Origin of the sequence: Sorangium sp. So ce406, from assembly GCF_051474675.1 — a bacterium.
Lineage (GTDB): Bacteria > Myxococcota_A > Polyangia > Polyangiales > Polyangiaceae > Sorangium > Sorangium cellulosum_G.
This window is the reverse complement of the sequence record NZ_CP150340.1, coordinates 11,738,925-11,754,535: the sequence shown is the minus strand read 5'-3', so window position 1 is coordinate 11,754,535 and position 15,611 is coordinate 11,738,925. Positions and strand designations below refer to the sequence as shown.

The 15,611-nt window shown below is 71.1% G+C and carries 13 protein-coding genes; 6 read left to right on the top strand and 7 right to left on the bottom strand.

Features of this window, described 5'->3' with window-relative positions; genetic code table 11:
- Window positions 1-4: 4 nt before the first annotated feature.
- Window positions 5-718 (bottom strand): glutathione S-transferase family protein, encoded by a 714-nt coding sequence (locus WME96_RS44230; protein WP_437287553.1) that lies wholly within the window; start codon window positions 716-718, stop codon window positions 5-7.
- Between the two features lie 446 nt (window positions 719-1,164).
- Here WME96_RS44230 and WME96_RS44225 point away from each other — a divergent pair, with 446 nt between their 5' ends.
- From WME96_RS44225 to WME96_RS44210, 4 genes are all read left to right on the top strand, one after another.
- Window positions 1,165-2,397 carry a cellulase family glycosylhydrolase gene (locus WME96_RS44225; protein WP_437287552.1) on the top strand — a complete coding sequence of 411 codons (1,233 nt, stop codon included), beginning with the start codon at window positions 1,165-1,167 and terminating at the stop codon, window positions 2,395-2,397.
- A 264-nt stretch (window positions 2,398-2,661) separates the two neighbouring features.
- Window positions 2,662-2,883: an addiction module protein gene (locus WME96_RS44220; RefSeq protein WP_437287551.1), complete on the top strand. Its 222-nt coding sequence runs from the start codon at window positions 2,662-2,664 to the stop codon at window positions 2,881-2,883.
- On the top strand, window positions 2,880-3,179 hold the full coding sequence (locus WME96_RS44215) for a type II toxin-antitoxin system RelE/ParE family toxin (protein WP_437287550.1): 300 nt from the start codon (window positions 2,880-2,882) through the stop codon (window positions 3,177-3,179). Before WME96_RS44220 ends, WME96_RS44215 begins: the two co-directional genes overlap by 4 nt.
- A 195-nt stretch (window positions 3,180-3,374) precedes the next feature.
- Window positions 3,375-3,527, top strand: a complete 153-nt coding sequence (locus tag WME96_RS44210; protein ID WP_437287549.1) for a hypothetical protein — start codon at window positions 3,375-3,377, stop codon at window positions 3,525-3,527.
- A gap of 17 nt (window positions 3,528-3,544) precedes the next feature.
- Here the strand turns inward: WME96_RS44210 and WME96_RS44205 are convergent, their stop codons facing one another.
- Complete coding sequence (locus WME96_RS44205; RefSeq protein WP_437287548.1) at window positions 3,545-4,372, bottom strand: helix-turn-helix domain-containing protein; 828 nt, start codon at window positions 4,370-4,372, stop codon at window positions 3,545-3,547.
- Between the two features lie 141 nt (window positions 4,373-4,513).
- Here WME96_RS44205 and WME96_RS44200 point away from each other — a divergent pair, with 141 nt between their 5' ends.
- Window positions 4,514-5,599, top strand: coding sequence for an aldo/keto reductase (locus tag WME96_RS44200; RefSeq protein WP_437287547.1), 1,086 nt, complete (start codon window positions 4,514-4,516; stop codon window positions 5,597-5,599).
- A gap of 63 nt (window positions 5,600-5,662) precedes the next feature.
- On the opposite strand, the gene WME96_RS44195 is transcribed toward WME96_RS44200, so the two are convergent.
- From WME96_RS44195 to WME96_RS44175, 5 genes are all read right to left on the bottom strand, one after another.
- Window positions 5,663-8,518: a Kelch repeat-containing protein gene (locus WME96_RS44195; protein WP_437287546.1), complete on the bottom strand. Its 2,856-nt coding sequence runs from the start codon at window positions 8,516-8,518 to the stop codon at window positions 5,663-5,665.
- A 183-nt stretch (window positions 8,519-8,701) separates the two neighbouring features.
- Window positions 8,702-9,826: a substrate-binding domain-containing protein gene (locus WME96_RS44190; RefSeq protein ID WP_437287545.1), complete on the bottom strand. Its 1,125-nt coding sequence runs from the start codon at window positions 9,824-9,826 to the stop codon at window positions 8,702-8,704.
- Window positions 9,827-10,129: 303 nt separating this feature from the next.
- Window positions 10,130-11,020, bottom strand: coding sequence for a carbohydrate kinase family protein (locus tag WME96_RS44185; RefSeq protein ID WP_437287544.1), 891 nt, complete (start codon window positions 11,018-11,020; stop codon window positions 10,130-10,132).
- A complete protein-coding gene (locus tag WME96_RS44180) occupies window positions 11,017-11,958 on the bottom strand; it encodes a pseudouridine-5'-phosphate glycosidase (protein ID WP_437287543.1) in 942 nt (313 codons plus the stop codon). Before WME96_RS44180 ends, WME96_RS44185 begins: the two co-directional genes overlap by 4 nt.
- A 165-nt stretch (window positions 11,959-12,123) precedes the next feature.
- A complete protein-coding gene (locus WME96_RS44175; protein ID WP_437287542.1) occupies window positions 12,124-14,646 on the bottom strand; it encodes a catalase in 2,523 nt (840 codons plus the stop codon).
- A 207-nt stretch (window positions 14,647-14,853) separates the two neighbouring features.
- On the opposite strand from WME96_RS44175, the gene WME96_RS44170 reads away from it, so the two are divergent.
- Entirely contained in the window at window positions 14,854-15,354 is a 501-nt protein-coding gene (locus tag WME96_RS44170) for a VOC family protein (protein WP_437287541.1), read from the top strand.
- Window positions 15,355-15,611 lie beyond the last annotated feature (257 nt).

The following is a 15,611-nucleotide window of genomic DNA, read 5'->3' as shown; positions in this document are numbered from 1 at the left end:
GGTGTCAGGCGGGGGGCTTCCAGTCGGCGTAGTAGCGCTGCCGCATGCGCTCGCAGTAGGCGACCAGGTTCGGCTGGGCCTCGGCGTGCCGCTTCACCGGCGAGTCGGCGGGGAAGCGGAGGATGCTGACGAGAAACGCGTACACGGCGGCGTCCACCGAGCTCGGCTCGGCCCCGAGCAGGAAGGGCTGGTCGCCGAGCAGGGCGGCGAGCGCGGTGAGGTCCGCCTTGCCCATCTCGTACACTTCCTCGCGGCTGTGGAGCCCGGTGCCCTGCGTGCGGAGCGCGCGCGTCACGCTCCTGCGGATGAGCTCAGCGAGCGGGCCGCCGATGACCGGGGGCAGGAGCGACACGAAGATGGGGCGATAGGCGGCCCAGGCGTCGTTCTCGACCCAGCGCGCGTACACCAGCACCCAGTAGAACGCCTCGTCGAGCATGCGCCGGATCACGTGGCCGCGCGCGCGCGCCTCGGCCGTCAGGTGGGCGTCGAGCCGGTCGCCGTGGACGCGCTGCAGGTGCTCGATGATGAGCTGCGAGTCGCCCATCTTGCGGCCGTCGATCTCGACGTAGGGGATCTTTCCCTTCGGCGCGCCGCGCGCCTCCATGGCGCGCACCTCGTACGGGAGGCCGGCCATGCGCAGCCATGTCTCGAGCTTGACGCAGAACGGGCTGATGTTCGGGATGCCCCACGCCGGGGGGCCCTGGTAGAGGGTGATCATGGCGGTCCTTCGCGTTCCTGTGGGCCACGCGGCCCACCGGGCGCGGCAGCGTACACGAGCGCTCGGCGAGGAACGAGCCGGCAGCGCGCCGTGACCGGGCGACCCCCTTGAAACCCCTGGACACTGAACCGTTTAAGTGCTTTCCTGGCTGCACTTCCCTCGCACCTCGGACCATGACGTAGGGGTAGTTTGCGCGCGGCTTGCGCGACCGGGTGCGCGGCTTCTTGGTTTCTTGTCGATCCGCGGAACGAATGCGTTCTCTCCTCGCCGTGCGTCCCTCCCAGGCCTGGCCAGGCAGGGGGTGATCGGCGCGCCGTTCGCCATGCGACGCGGCGTGCGAGGGCGCTTGTCGCCCTGCACGAGGAGAAGGCGTCGCCGCGAGATCACGCACGACCAGGGCCGTACGTCGCCAGATGCGGTCAGGAGAGAGCTAGAGGGAGATCACGATGCGCGTTCTTCATGGGTCGGTGGCTGGTTGGGCCGGAGCAGCCCTCGTGGCGTTGGGCCTCTTCGTGGGATGCGGGGACGACTCGGACGGCCAGCAGGGCTCGGGACAGGAGACGACTGGATCGGGCGGGGACGCGTCGGGCACGGGCGGGGGCGGCACCGGAGCCACGTCCGGCACCGGCGGCGCCACCTCGGGCAGCGGCGCCACGACGGGCACCGGCGCCACGACAGGCACCGGCGCCACGACAGGCACCGGCGCCACGACGAGCACCAGCGCCACCTCGGGCACCGGCGCCGGGGGCGGCGAGCCGTCGACGGGGTTCTCGGTGCGCGGCCGCTTCCTCCACGACCGCTGCGGAGAGAAGGTGCTGCTCCGGGGCGTCAACGAGATGGTCGTCTGGCTGGCGTCAGGAAAGGACGGCCTGCCGGAGTTCGCGGAGATCGCGAAGACCGGCGCCAACGCGGTGCGGATCGTCTGGCTCGCCACCGAGTCCGCGGCGGGCCTCGATCAGGCCATCACGAACGCGCTCGCGCAGAAGCTCATCCCGATCGTCGAGCTGCACGACGCCACGGGGAAGTGGGATCTCCTGCCGACCCTGGTCGACTACTGGACGAAGGCGGACGTCGTCGCCGTGATCAAGAAGCACGAGCAGAACCTGCTCGTGAACATCGGCAACGAGGTCGGGGACCAGGTGGACGACGCGGCGTGGGAGGCGGGCTACAAGCAGGCCATCACCCGGATGCGCGAGGCCGGCATCACGGTTCCGCTCGTGATCGACGCCTCGAAATGGGGGCAGAACATCGACCAGCTCCAGGCCGTCGGGCCCGCGCTCGTCGCGCACGATCCCAATATCCTGCTCAGCGTGCACATGTGGTGGACGGACGGGAGCGGGGCCACGATCACGAGAGAGCTGGAAGAGTCCGTGGCGCTGGACCTGCCTTTGATGGTCGGCGAGTTCGCGCAGCACGCCGTGTACGAGTGCGGCAAGCACCCGTTCGATTACAAGACCCTCCTCGCCAAGAGCGTCGAGCACGAGGTGGGGTGGCTCGCCTGGTCGTGGGGCGCGGTCAAGAACAGCGATTGTCAGAACGACGGACCGTTCGACATGACGACCGACGGGACCTTCGCCGGACTCACCGGCTGGGGCCGCGAGGTCGCGGTGACCGACCCGAACAGCATCCAGAACACCTCGGTGCGCCCGCACTCCATCGAGACGGGATCGTGCAGGTAGCGCGACGGCGCGGACGAGCGGCGCTCCGGGGTGTGCAGCGCGCGCTCGCCTGACGAGCGCGCGCTGCACACCCTCGCGGATCCCGCGTCGGGCAAACCTCGCCGATCCGGGACTTCCAGATCGGTGGGGATCGTGCGTGGAGCTCAAGCTCGCTCGCACCGGCCCGTAGCGCCTCGGCTGGTCCCCGCGGGGAACTCCGGGCTCACCACGCTGCGCTATGGGCTCAAATCCTGCTACAATCCCGGCATGTCGTCCAGGAACGCCGTGCTGGCCGAGGCCCTGCAACTTCCGCCGGAGGAGCGAGCAGACGTCGCGAAGCGCTTGATCGATAGCCTCGACGGACCTGCGGACGAGGACGTCGAGGCTGCCTGGCTCGCCGAGGTGGAGCGACGTCTGCAGGACGTGGACCGCGGCACGGCGACGGTGAAGCCCTGGGACGAGGTTCGGGAGCGGCTCGCCAGGCGTCTCCGCGCGAACCGCAAATGAGGGTCGTCGTTCTCGACGAGGCAGATGCCGAGCTTACCGCCGCCGCGGAATGGTATGAGCAGGAGCGAGAGAGCCTCGGTGACGATCTGCTGGCCGAGGCCAATCGCGTACTGAATGCAATCGCGGCGAGCCCGACCACATGGCCTCTCGTTTCGCGCAGCCAGATCGTTCGCCGGTTCCTGTTCACACGGTTCCCATACGCGGCCTACTTCGTCATCCGCGACGAGCATGTCCTCGTGCTGGCATTTGGCCACACGAGTCGAAGGCCTGGCTACTGGCGGGACCGACTGAAATAGCCAGGCGACCGGGACGCACTGGCAGGTTCCAGCATGGGGATGTTCGACTGGTACACGCCGGAGCCGCCGCTCGCTTGCCCCAGGTGTCGAACGACGCTCGACGGCTGGCAAGGAAAGGACGGTCCCTGCGGCCTCTTCGAGTGGGTACAGGGGATGCCTTCGCCGCCGCGACAACACGTGGATGAGGAGTGCGCCTTGTCGACGGCCGACCGCGAGCGCTGGCGGCTGCCCGAGCGCTTCAAGATTTATACCGAGTGCGCGCAGTGCCGCGCCTGGGTCGAAGCCGAGGGCTCGTGCGAGGGCGAGGTGTGGAGCCGCGTCGAGCTCGTCGACCCTCTCGAGAGTTAGGCCGAGTGCGTTGCTGGCTAGCCCGCGCGCTCGATCTCGCTAATCGAGCGTCGCTTCATGAACGCGACCGGCGAGAGACCCGCGAGCTCGCGGAACTCCCGGACCAGGTGCGGCTGATCGCAGTACCCGCTCGCGAGGGCGACCTCCGACCACGAACCGCGGGCGACCTGCACGTTCGAGACGGCGCGCTGGAAGCGGGTGATGCGCGCGTACTGCTTCGGCGAGACGCCGACGGTCGCCACGAAGGCGCGTCGCAGGTTCCGCGGGCTGACGTGGAGCGCGCGCGCCGTCTCTTCCACGGTCATCCCCCCGAGCGAGAGCTTCCGGACCGCGGCGCGCGCGACGGCCGCCGATGCGGGCTCGAACACGTCGGGGCCGAGCACGCGGTCCTCGAGGACGCGTTCGATCGCCTCCAGGCGAGCTCGCGTGGGGTCCGGCGTGACGCCGGCTCCGACCGCCATCAGCTGCTCGAGCAGGGCGTCGGCGCGTCGGCCCCAGAGATCGCGCGCCGGGACGATGCGATTGGCGAGCTCGTCCATCGGCACACCGAAGAAGGGGTACGCGCCGCCGGGTCGAAACACCACCTGCACCGCGAGCAGGAAGCGCGGCACGCGCTTGTACACGGCCCGCGTGTGAGGCCCGAGGACGACGATGTCGCCGCGGTGCGCATCGAGGAGGCGAAAGACAAGCGTCGTCGTGCCGTCGGGCAGCAGGTCGATGCTCGTGACCGGCGGCGTGACGGCGCGAACGGCGACGATGAAATTGCGGAGCACACGCGACGCCGGCGCGCCGACCTCCAGGTGCGGGGCGCGCCGCGCGACGACCTGTTCGCTCGATCCCGGCACGACGCCATCGTGCCCCCGCCGCTGGCCGCCATCAACCCGCCCGGCCCCGTCTCGGCCGTTTCCTCCAAGATTGCACGCCGGCACGGGCGCACGGTGCGGTCCAGCACGGGCCCTTCGCCCCGAACCCCCAGGAGAACCGCGATGAACCTCGACCACTACGTCACCCTCGGCCGCTCCGGGCTGCGCGTCAGCCCCCTGTGCCTCGGCGCCATGACCTTCGGCGAAGACCTCGGCTTCGGATCCAGCGTAAAGGACTCCGAGGCGATCCTCGATCGCTTCCTCTCGCGCGGCGGCAACTTCATCGACACCGCCAACGCCTACACCAGGGGCCACTCCGAGAAGATCATCGGCGACCACCTCGGCCGCCACCCGAGCAAGCGCGACCGGGCGGTGATCGCCACCAAGTTCACCGCCAACCTCTACCCCGGCGACCCCAACGGCGGCGGCGCCGGGAGGAAGGCCATCTTCGCGCAGTGCGAGCAGTCGCTGCGCCGCTTGCAGACTGACTACATCGACCTCTACTGGATGCACATCTGGGACAAGAACACGCCCATCGAGGAGACCGTGGGAGCCCTCCACGACCTGGTGGCGGCCGGCAAGGTCCGCTACGTCGGCGTCTCCGACACGCCGGCGTGGAAGGTGGCGCAGGCGCACGGTCTGGCGGGCTTCCGCGGGTGGGCGCAGTTCATCGCGCTGCAGATCGAACACTCGCTCCTCGAGCGCACGGTGGAGGGGGAGCTCATCCCCATGGCGCGCGAGCTGGGCCTCGGCGTCACGCCCTGGTCGCCCCTCAAGAGCGGCGTGCTCTCCGGCAAGTACACGCGGGAGAACGACGGCAAACACAAGACGGATCGCGGTCCGTTCGTGCTCTCGGCGCTCAACGACAAGGCGTACGCCATCGTCGACAAGCTCGTCGAGATCGCCAGGGATCTCGAGACCACGCCGGCGCGCGTGGCGCTCGCCTGGGTGGTGGCCCGGCCGGGCGTCACCTCCACCATCATCGGCGCGCGCACGCTGGCGCAGCTCGACGACAACCTCGCCTCCCTGGAGGTCACGCTCGCGCCTGATCAGGTGGCCGCGCTCGACGCGCTCTCGGCGCCGACGCTCAACTTCCCCGCCGGCTTCCTGCGCATGGCCGGCGCGTTCATGAACGGCGGCACGACGATCAACGGCGAGAGCGCGCCGGCGTGGCCGATGGCGCCGAAGAACGACAGCGAGCGGTACTGAGCACGCAGGGTCACCGAGCAGGACGAGGGCGGCCGCTGCGGGCCTTCGCGGGCCGTCTGCGCTTCAGCGCCTGCGGCGGCGCGCGAAGGCGGCGCCCAGGGCCACGAGGGCCGCGAGGCCGCGCCCGCCGCTCTCCGCGGGTCTGCCGGCGGCGCGGCAGCCGCCGCCCGGCTCTTCGCCGCCGCCGGTGCCGCTCCCGCTACCCACGCCGCCCGGCTCTTCGCCGCCGCCGGTGCCGCTCCCGCTACCCACGCCGTCCTCACCCCCCGTGCCGCCGGTGCCGCTCGCGCCCCCCATGCCGCCCTGACCGCCGGTGCCGCTCACGCCACCCACACCGCCGGTGCCGCCGGTGCCGCTCGCGCCACCCATGCCGCCCTCACCGCCGGTGCCGCCCGCGCCGCCGACTCCGCCCGCGCCGCCGCTTCCGCCGCCGCCCTCCGGAGTGATACCGCCCTCGTAGATCTCCGCCCTTCCATGCGCCTCGGGGTCGCCGTCGCCGGACGAACACCCTGCCAGCAGCCCCCCGAAGACCAGGACGCGGTTGCCCTCGAGCAGCACGGACCACGGAGCGTCGCGTAGCCTGCTCATGCTCGGCACCGTCGACCAGCCGTTCGTCACGGGGTTGTACACCGCGGCGCTGCGGAGGGTGCACTCGCTGCCGCCCGTCCATTCCCTGCCGCCCGCGATGAGCACCATGCCGTTCCCGAGCAGCGTGGCCGTGTGACGCCGGCGCGCGACGTCCAGGGGCCCGGTCACGGTCCAGTCGTTCGTCGCCGGATCGTAGACCTGCGCGTGCGGGACGTGCGGCGCGCCCGTGACCAGCACCCGACCGTCGCCGAGCAGCACCGCCGTGAAATCGGCGGGCGGCATCAGCAGCGCCTGCGTCGGCGTCCAGGTATTCGTGGCCGGGTCATACCGATCGGCGCCGTCGCCGCTCACCACGAGCACGCTGCCGTCGAGCAGCACCGTCGCCCTGTGCCCGGCATGCGCGAAGGTCAGCGTCCCGGCCGGGGAGAACGCCCCCGTGGCCGGGTCGTAAAGCTCCGCCGTCGCCGGGCTGCCCGCGCCGCCGCTCACGAGCACCCTCCCGTCGTGCAAGAGGACCGCCGAATGCCGCGAGCGCGCGACGCCGAGCGAGCCCGTCACAGCCCAGGATCTCGTCGCCGGATCGTAGAGCTCGGCGACCGCCGTCCCGCCGCCCACGACGAGGACACGATCGTCCGGGAGCCGCAAGAGAGCGGCGCTCGCGTCGTGGTGCGCGGCCATGGCGCCGGTGAGCGTCCACGTGTCGCCCGCCGGATCGTAGGCCTCGGCCGTCGACGGAGAATCGCCGCCGACGACGAGGATCTCGCCGGTCGAGACCCGGATCGACGCCGGCTTGCGGCGCACGCGCGAGAGCGGCGCGACGTCGCTCCAGGCGTTCGTCGCCGGATCGTAGAGGTTCGCGGACAGGGTATCGCTCCAGTCGTTGTCGTACCCGCCGGCCACGAGCACGCGGCCGTCGGCGAGCTCGGCCCACGAGCCGTCGTGCCGCGGCACGGGCATGATCCCGGCCGGCGTCCACGCGGAAGCGCAGCCGACAGGCTCATCGCCGACGCAAGCGCCCGCCTGGCAGACGCCGTTCGCCGTGCAGCCGTCGGCGCTGCCGCACACGGCGCCGCTCAGCGGCGTGCAGGTGCCGTTCGCCGACGCGCCCGCGGCCGCCGCGCACGCGTCGCACGCGCCCGCGTCACACGCGGTGTCGCAGCAGACACCGTCGACGCAGAAGCCGCTCGCGCACTCGCCCGCGAAGAGGCAAGAGGCGCCCTGGGACGCGAAGGTGAGCCGCTCGACGCTCGCGCTCCCGCCGCCGGCCACGAGCACCCGCCCGTCCGCGAGCGCCGTGGCGGTGTGGCCGCTCCGGTCCGTGTTCAGGTACCTGCCGAGCGACCACCTCCCGCTCGCCGGATCGTAGACCTCCGTGGGCGCCCCGCCGCCGGCGACAAGCACCCGGCCATCGGCGAGCGGCGTGGCCGTGTGCCTGTAGTGGGTGACGTTCATCGGCGTCGCGGTCGACCAGGTGTTGCTCGCCGGGTCGTAGAGCGCCGCGCTGCGGTTCGTGGAGGTGAACCCCTCGCCGCCGTAATCGGTGTAGCCGCCGGCGACGAGCACCTTGCCATTCTCGAGGAGCGTCGCTGTGTGCCCTTCGCGGTTCTGGACCGAGCCCGCGGCGGTCCACGTGCCCGTGGCCGGATCGTAGCGCTCCGCGCTGCCGATGGGGTCGCTCGAGGAGCCCACCCCGGCCACCACGAGGACGTCGCCGTCCGGCAAGAGCGCGGCCGCGTGGGAGGAGCGCGCCTGCGCCATCGACCCCGTGGCGGTCCACGAGTCCGCGGCGGGATCGTAGATCTCGCTCGAACTCATCACCCACTCGTCGAGCTCGCCGGCGGCCACGAGGATGCGGCCATCGGGCAGGAGCGTCGCTGTGTGGCGCTCGCGCGGCCAGAGGAGCGGCGCGGCGAGCGTCCATGTGTCCGTGGCGGGGTCGTAGATCTCGACGGCCTCTGTCACACCGCCGGCCACGACGACCCTGCCGTCCGGAAGGAGCGTCGCTGTATGGCCCGTGTGCGGCGTGCTCATCGGCGCGACGAGCGTCCATGCATTCGTGGCCGGGTCGTACACCTCGGCCGTCGCGCTCGCACCGCCGGCCACGAGGACCTTCCCGTCGAGCAAGCGTGTCGCCGTGTGCCTGCTCCGGGCGACGTTCATCGGCGGCGCCACGTCCCAGCGCGGCGCCGTGAGCGCGGCGGCAGCCGCCCCGATGCCGTGCTCCTGTGCACGATGTCGTGGGGCATCGTCGCCATGGCATCCGAGCACCGCGGCGAGCGGGGCGACGAGCAGGACGGGGGCGAGGCGGCGCAAGAATGAGGCGGAACGCACGCTCGACGATAGCGGCCTCGGCGACTTGGCTGTCAAGACAAAGCGACCGCCGCCGCGGAGAGGAAACCGTGGAGTTTCCGTCCGTATTTAGCCCCGCGGGAACGGCGCCTGGCGAGCCAACTCGGGCCCATCCGGTCCCGGCGCCTTCACCCCGCACGGGGGCTCCCGCGGGCCGCGACACCGCTATGGTCTTGCGTCGATGATGCCGAGGAAGTCGCTGTAGGCGTCCACCTTGTCCGCCGTGACCACGTCGAGGCCAAGGTTGAACCGGCTGCCGTCGACCATCCGCTGCGCAAGGACTTCCCTGGTCGCCTGGAGGCCGATGTTCTTGATGGCGTGGAGGATGTAGGGCACGAAATAGCCCTGGTAATACTGTCGCTGGATGTGCGTGGCCTTGATGCGCCCCTGGCGCATGTAATCGACCGTCCTCGGATGGAAGTCGAAGGTGACGACGGGGAGGTCCGGCTTGCCCGCGGCCTCCGCGGCCATGGCGCACCGGAAGGCGATGTCGAACAGGCCGATCAGTCCCACGGCGGGCGGGTCCGCGGTCTCGATCTGCGACTTCATCCATGCCACGTCCTCGGCCTCGCCCTCCTCGCTCCAGGTGGCCTGACGCACCACGGTCGTGTACCCGGCTGCCTCGAACACCTGCCGGGCCCCCTGCGTTCGATTCACTCCGTCGACCCACGTCGGGTCGGCGTTGCCGTGGATCACCACGGTGCCCGGCGGCGGTGGCAGCAGGGCGAGCAGGGCCTGCCCTGCTTTCACTCCGGCAGGCTCGCTGAGGGTCCCGACGTAGATCGAGCGCTTCGATGCCACGAGATCGCTGTCGAGCGTCACCACGGGGACCCCCTTCGCGACGGCGACATCGAGCGCGGCGACGTTGGCGTCGCCGAACGGCGTGATGCCGATGGCCTCGGCGCCATCCATCAACGCCTGTTCGATTTGCAGGTTCTGGAGCTCCATGTCTCTCGCCTGATCGCCCGGCGGCTCGGGGGACCCGATCACGTTGCCCGTGGCGTCGAGCTCTCCCATGGCCCGGATCGCCCCCTTGGCGATCGGCTCGAAGAAGCCGTTGACGGACTTCAGCAGCACCGCCATCTGCATCGGCTCGCCAGGCTTCTTGTTGATCTCGGCGACCAGGTCGTCGAGCGTCTCCTCGAGCTCCACCGGGGTGAACTCGTTCTCGGCAGGCGGCCTTCGTGTGATGGGTGAGGCGCTCCCGTCCAAGGTGTCGCCCGATCCGCACCCCGCCGTCATCAGCGCAACCCCGGAGGCCGCCAGCCAGCGTCGTCCAATCCTCGTCATGAGGCCTGCTTGCTGCACATGATTCGTCTGCGATGAGCGCACCACACGCCGGTTCGATCTGTCAAGAGGGCAAGAGACAGATACGAGGACCACAACAGCCGCTCACGCGATGGGTGAGATACAGAATACAACGCGAGACATCTCGGGACATGGCGTATGTTTCGCGGGCGTCATCGAACGTCACGGACCGTGGTAGGGGCTGCGCCCCCTCTGCCCCCACACGGCCCTCCCCCGGGCACATGGCCCCTCCCGGGGTGGCGCCCGAGTCCGATCGTCACGCCCGAGGCCGCCTCGATCCGGTGTCTACGCCGGCTGCCCGCCCAGCCGCGTCACCGCCCTCGCTCCCGCCTCGATCCCGCGCCGCAGGCACTCCGCCTCGCCCGCGCCCTCGATCTCCGCGGCGATGAACCCGGCCGCGAACGCGTCGCCGGCGCCGGTCGTGTCCACCACCTCCACCCGCGGCGCCGGCGCGTCGAGACGCACGCCCTGCCGGCCGCCCACCGCCGCGCCCCGTGCGCCGCGCTTGATGATCACCCGCTCGAAGCAGGCCCCCAGCGCGACCATCTGCCCGGTGAGGTCACCGGCGCCCGAGAGCGCCTCCGCCTCGTCGGCATTGGCGAACAGCGTCGACATCCCTCGTGTCCACTCGAGGAAAGCCCCGACCCCCACCTCCCGCAGGAAGCCCACCGACGCGGCGTCCATGGCGATCGGGACGCGGCGCCTCCGCGCCTCCTCGGCGAGCCACAGCACGGCCCGCCGAGGCCCCTCGGCAAACAGCGAATACCCCGAGACGAGCACCAGCCGCGTCTCGTCGAGGAGCCCCACCGGCATGTCCGAAGGCTCGAGCGCGAGGTTCGCCCCCCGGTCGGTGAGGAAGCTCCGCTCCCCGTCGGCGTCGACGAGGATGACCAGCACGCCCGACGCCTCCTGCGGGTCGGCCACGAGGATCGGGTCGACATGGAAGCCCCTGAAATAGGCCTCGAGATGCGGCTTGTCCTTCGCCCCCACCCGGGCGACGAACGACACCCTCGTTCCCATCGAACCAAGCCACACCGCCTGGTTCGCCCCCGAACCTCCCGGCCGGCTCTCGATCCTGGCGCGCCGGTCCGAGCCGCGCACCAGCGGGCCCTCGGGACGGACGATCACGTCCGTCATCACGTCGCCGACCACGAGCACGCGGCCGGCCTCGCTCATGCCTTCGCCTGCGACCCTGCCCCGAGCTTGCTCATCGCCACCGCGATCTCCGCCGCCACCGCCGCGTTGTTCTCGACCAGCGCGATGTTGGCGATGAGGCTCTTGCCCCCGGTGAGCGCGACGATGCGCTTCAAGAGGAACGGCGTCAGGTCCTTGCGGCTCACGCCCTCTGCCTCCGCGCCCTTGATCGCCTCCTCGATCCACACCTCCATCGCCCCGGCGTCCAGGGCATGGCTCTCGGGAATGGGATTGGCCACCAGGATCCCGCCCATGCCGAGCTCGAACTGCAATGCGATCACCCTGGCCGCTTCCTCGGCGCTCTCGATCCTGTGGTCCACCTTCTGCCCGCTCTGCCGCGCCCAGAAGGCCGGGAAATCGTCGGTCTTGTAGCCCAGGACCGGCACGCCGCTCGTCTCGAGCGTCTCCAGCGTCTTCGGGATGTCGAGGATCGACTTGGCCCCCGCGCAGACCACCGCCACCTGCGTCTGACGCAGCTCCTCCAGGTCGGCAGAGATGTCGAAGGTCGTCTCGGCCCCGCGATGCACGCCGCCGATGCCGCCCGTGGCGAACACCTGGATACCGGCCCAGGACGCCGCCATCATCGTGGTCGCCACCGTCGTTCCGGCCATCGCGCCCGAGACCAGGAGCGCCGCCACGTCGCGCCGCGAGGCCTTCGCCGCCTTACCGCCCGCCCTCGCCAGCCGCTCGAGATCGTCCGCCGTCACGCCCACCTTGAGCTTGCCGTCCATGATCGCGATCGTCGCCGGCACGGCCCCGTTGCGGCGGATCACCGCCTCCACGCGCCGCGCCATCTCGAGGTTCTGCGGAGGAGGCATGCCGTGCGTGATGATGGTCGACTCCAGCGCCACCACCGGCAGGCCGTCGACGAGCGCTTTCCTGACCTCGGGCGAGATGGAGAGATGGTCCTTGACCGACACGCGGAGATCCTTCGGCTGTGAGGGTGTTGGGCCCCAAGGAATCCAAACGCTCCGGAGGCGTCAAGCCCCGCCGTGGGACCTGCCCTGGGTCGACAGAGCGTGTCCTGTTCGACCCGGCCGCGAGGGCGGGCGCGCCCGGCGCGCCGCCCCCGCGGCCGGCCTGGGTCAGACCGCCGGCGGCTCGGTCTGGCGTTGCCACGCGCGGTGCATGGCGATCGCCTTGATGAACGCCGGGGCCGCCTGGGCCACCGCGTCGTCGGGCAGGACGAGCAGGCCCGGGTCGGCCTCCGCGCCGGCCGCGGCGGCCTTGACGCCCGCCGCCGCGGCGAGCGACGCGGCCGACGCCGGCACGAGCAGCGGCTTGCAGTGGCGGTACTGGAGCTGGACGAACTCGACCGCGAGCCCGTCGAGCGCCAGCGCCGCCGCGCCCGCGCCGGGCGGCAGCACCGCCGCGTCGAAGAGGACGCTCGGGGCCGCCTCGATCGTGACCTCGACCGGCAGCTCGTCGCCCTCGACCGTGCGCACCACGCCGAGGCGCGCGCCGACGTAGCGGGGCACCGCGCCCGCCAGCAGCAGCGCGTCGTAGAGGGCGCTCGACGCCGCGCCGCTCACGCCGTCGGCGACGAGGATCGCGACGCGGCGGCCGAGGATGCGGCCGTCGCCGGGGCGGGCGAACAGCGACAGGGCCGGCGACACAGCGACCTCGGGGTTCTTGACGGGCGGCACCACCATCGAGAGCGGCTCGGGCAGCGGCATGCCGAGGTCGGCCGCGACGCGCGCGGCCAGCCCCTCGTCGACGTTCCGCAGCATCGCGACCATGCGCTCGCGGATGGCCTGGGTCTGCACGCGCGTCAGCTCGAAGCGGAAGGCGCGCGCGATGTGGTGGCGCTCGATGGGCGTCTGGCTCGCCCAGAAGAGGCGCGCCTGCGTGTAGTGGTCGGCGAACTTCTCGGGCTTCGCCCGCAGCTTGGTCGGCTCGGTCACGGCCTGCTGCGCGAGCAGCCGCTCGGCGACCGAGGCGAAGCCGCGCGCGCCGGCCTGGAAGGGGCAGCCGCCGGCGAGCGAGTTGGGCTCGTAGTTCACGCGGCCGCGGTTGATCGCCTGGCGGTGGAACCCGTCGCGCTGGTTGTTGTGCACCTCGGCGACCGGCGCGTTGATCGGGATCTCGTGGAAGTTGGGCCCGCCGAGGCGCGAGAGCTGCGTGTCGAGGTACGAGAAGTTGCGCCCCTGCAGCAGCGGGTCGTTCGTGAAGTCGATGCCGGGGACGATGTGCTGCGTGCAGAACGCGACCTGCTCGGTCTCGGCGAAGAAGTTGTCGGGGTTGCGGTTCAGGACGAGCCGGCCGACGGTGCGCAGGGGCGCGAGCTCCTCCGGCACGATCTTGGTCGCGTCGAGCACGTCGAAGCTCCACCGCTCGGCCTCGGCCTCCGTGAACGTCTGGATCTGCAAGAGGTACTCGGGGAACGCGCCGCCCTCGATGGCCTCCCAGAGGTCGCGGCGGTGGAAGTCGGGGTCGGCGCCCGAGATCTTCACCGCCTCGTCCCAGTCGAGCGAGTGCGTGCCGAGCACGGGAGTCCAGTGGAACTTCACGAGCGTCGCCTCGCCGGCCGCGTTGACGAGCCGGAAGGTGTGCACGCCGAAGCCCTGCATCGTGCGGAAGCTGCGCGGGATCGCCCGGTCGCTCATCTGCCACATGATGTGGTGCATCGACTCGGGCATGAGCGAGATGAAGTCCCAGAAGGTGTCGTGCGCGCTCGAGGCCTGCGGCATCTGGTGGTGCGGCTCGGGCTTGACGGCGTGCACCACGTCGGGGAACTTCATCGGGTCCTGGATGAAGAAGACAGGCATGTTGTTGCCGACAAGGTCCCAGTTGCCCTCCTCGGTGTAGAACTTCACGGCGAAGCCGCGCGTGTCGCGCACCGTGTCGGCGCTGCCGCGCTCCCCCGCCACGGTCGAGAAGCGCACGAAGACCGGTGTCCGCTTGCCGACCTTCGCGAAGGGCGCGGCCTTCGTGAGCGAGGTGATGTCCTCGGTGCACTCGAAGTAGCCGTGCGCGCCAGAGCCGCGCGCGTGCACGACGCGCTCGGGGATGCGCTCGTGATCGAAGTGCGTGATCTTCTCGCGCAGGATGAAGTCTTCGAGCAGCGTCGGTCCGCGCAGCCCCGCGCGCAGCGAGTTCTGGTTGTCCCCGACGGGCACGCCCTGATTCGTCGTCAGCGCCCGACCGAGCGAGTCGACCCGGTGCTTCTGCAGCGGCCCCTGGTTCGGGTTCTCGCCCGGCGCCGCCTTGCCGCCGTTCTTCTCGGACTCGTTGCTCTCGGTGATCGTGCTGGCGGTCGCGTCGAGGTTCTCGGGCTTGGCTGTGGCACCTTGCGGCGGCTGTGGCACTTTGCCGCGCAGCGCATACTCGGCCGGCTTGTTCACATTTTCGGGGATGGCGGCGACGAGCGCCTCGGTGGCGTCGACCTTCGCGTCGAGGCGGTCGGCGGCCGCGAGGTTGCGCACCCCGTCGTCTTCGCTGCTCGTCCCGCTGCCGAGCGCGGTCGCCGCGCGCTCGAGGAGGCTGCGCTTCGGCCGCGCCGCCCGCGGCTTCGCCGACGGGCCGCCCATCGATTGCTTCGCGCTGCCAGCGCCCTTATCGCTCGGCTCTTTGGACGACGGATTCACGGGGTTTTTGCGATCGGTCATGTGATGGCCTCCGGGAGGGGAGCCGGGCTTTCAGCAAGGAGCGCACCAACGCTCGAGCTTCAGGCAGGCGTCCGGCCGACCGACGCGCGCGCCCAGGCCCGTTGCGGCGCCCCGGCCGGCTCGCCGCGGCCTCGTAGGGCGTCGCCGTACCGCCCGGTGCAACGAGGGGCGGGCGGCCGGCCGGGGACGTGGGCTAACGTGATCGCCATGAACCTCGCCGGCATTGCCCATATCCAGCTATCGGTCACCGATTTCCCGCGCAGCCGCGCGTTCTACCGCGCGCTGTGCGAGCACTTCGAGATGCAGTGCCAGTACGACGATCCCGGCGGCGAGGGCGAGCGGCCCTCGCTCTATTACATCGGCGGCAAGACCGGCCTGCTGATTCGCCCCGTGAACCCGGAGTACGTTGGCACCCGATTCCACCAGTACAAGCCCGGCCTGCACCACCTGTGCTTCCGCGCCCGCAGCCGCGAGGACATCGACGCATTCCACGCGTTCTTCGAGGGCACGCTGGCCGCGCTCGGCGGCAAGCTCGTGCACGCGCCGGAGGAGGGCTCGTGGGCGGCCGGCTACTACTCGATCTTGTTCGAGGATCCGGACGGCATCCGGCTCGAGATCAACCACGTCCCCGGCAAGGGCAACCTGGCCGAGGACGTCAAGCTCCCGCTGTCCGCGCGCTTCACGGGGGGCGTGCCCGAGCAAGCGTGACGCCGTCGGCCCAGTCGGGTCCTCGGTGAAACAGCGGCTCGGTTCGGGAGTGGGTGGCGCGGTGGTCCGAGCGGCGAAGCAGCTCAATCCGGCCGCTCGTGCGCCGGGCGCCCACGGCGCGAGCGCCGCGGAGTCGACATGGTATCGAGATCGGGAGGGATCTGGTGATGTCACGATCGCGGGAGCATGAGGCGGAGGGCGCGGTGTCCGGCTGGCGCCGTCCGCCCGCGCCGCTCGCGTGGCCGGGGTGCCTCGGG

Bases quoted from the DNA above. Each gene is read 5' to 3' on its own strand.
- WME96_RS44175 (WP_437287542.1), bottom strand. From the start codon at position 14,646: ATGACCGATCGCAAAAACCCCGTGAATCCGTCGTCCAAAGAGCCGAGC.
- WME96_RS44215 (WP_437287550.1), top strand. From the start codon at position 2,880: ATGAGGGTCGTCGTTCTCGACGAGGCAGATGCCGAGCTTACCGCCGCC.
- WME96_RS44200 (WP_437287547.1), top strand. From the start codon at position 4,514: ATGAACCTCGACCACTACGTCACCCTCGGCCGCTCCGGGCTGCGCGTC.
- WME96_RS44170 (WP_437287541.1), top strand. From the start codon at position 14,854: ATGAACCTCGCCGGCATTGCCCATATCCAGCTATCGGTCACCGATTTC.
- WME96_RS44185 (WP_437287544.1), bottom strand. From the start codon at position 11,020: ATGAGCGAGGCCGGCCGCGTGCTCGTGGTCGGCGACGTGATGACGGAC.
- WME96_RS44225 (WP_437287552.1), top strand. From the start codon at position 1,165: ATGCGCGTTCTTCATGGGTCGGTGGCTGGTTGGGCCGGAGCAGCCCTC.
- WME96_RS44230 (WP_437287553.1), bottom strand. From the start codon at position 718: ATGATCACCCTCTACCAGGGCCCCCCGGCGTGGGGCATCCCGAACATC.
- WME96_RS44190 (WP_437287545.1), bottom strand. From the start codon at position 9,826: ATGACGAGGATTGGACGACGCTGGCTGGCGGCCTCCGGGGTTGCGCTG.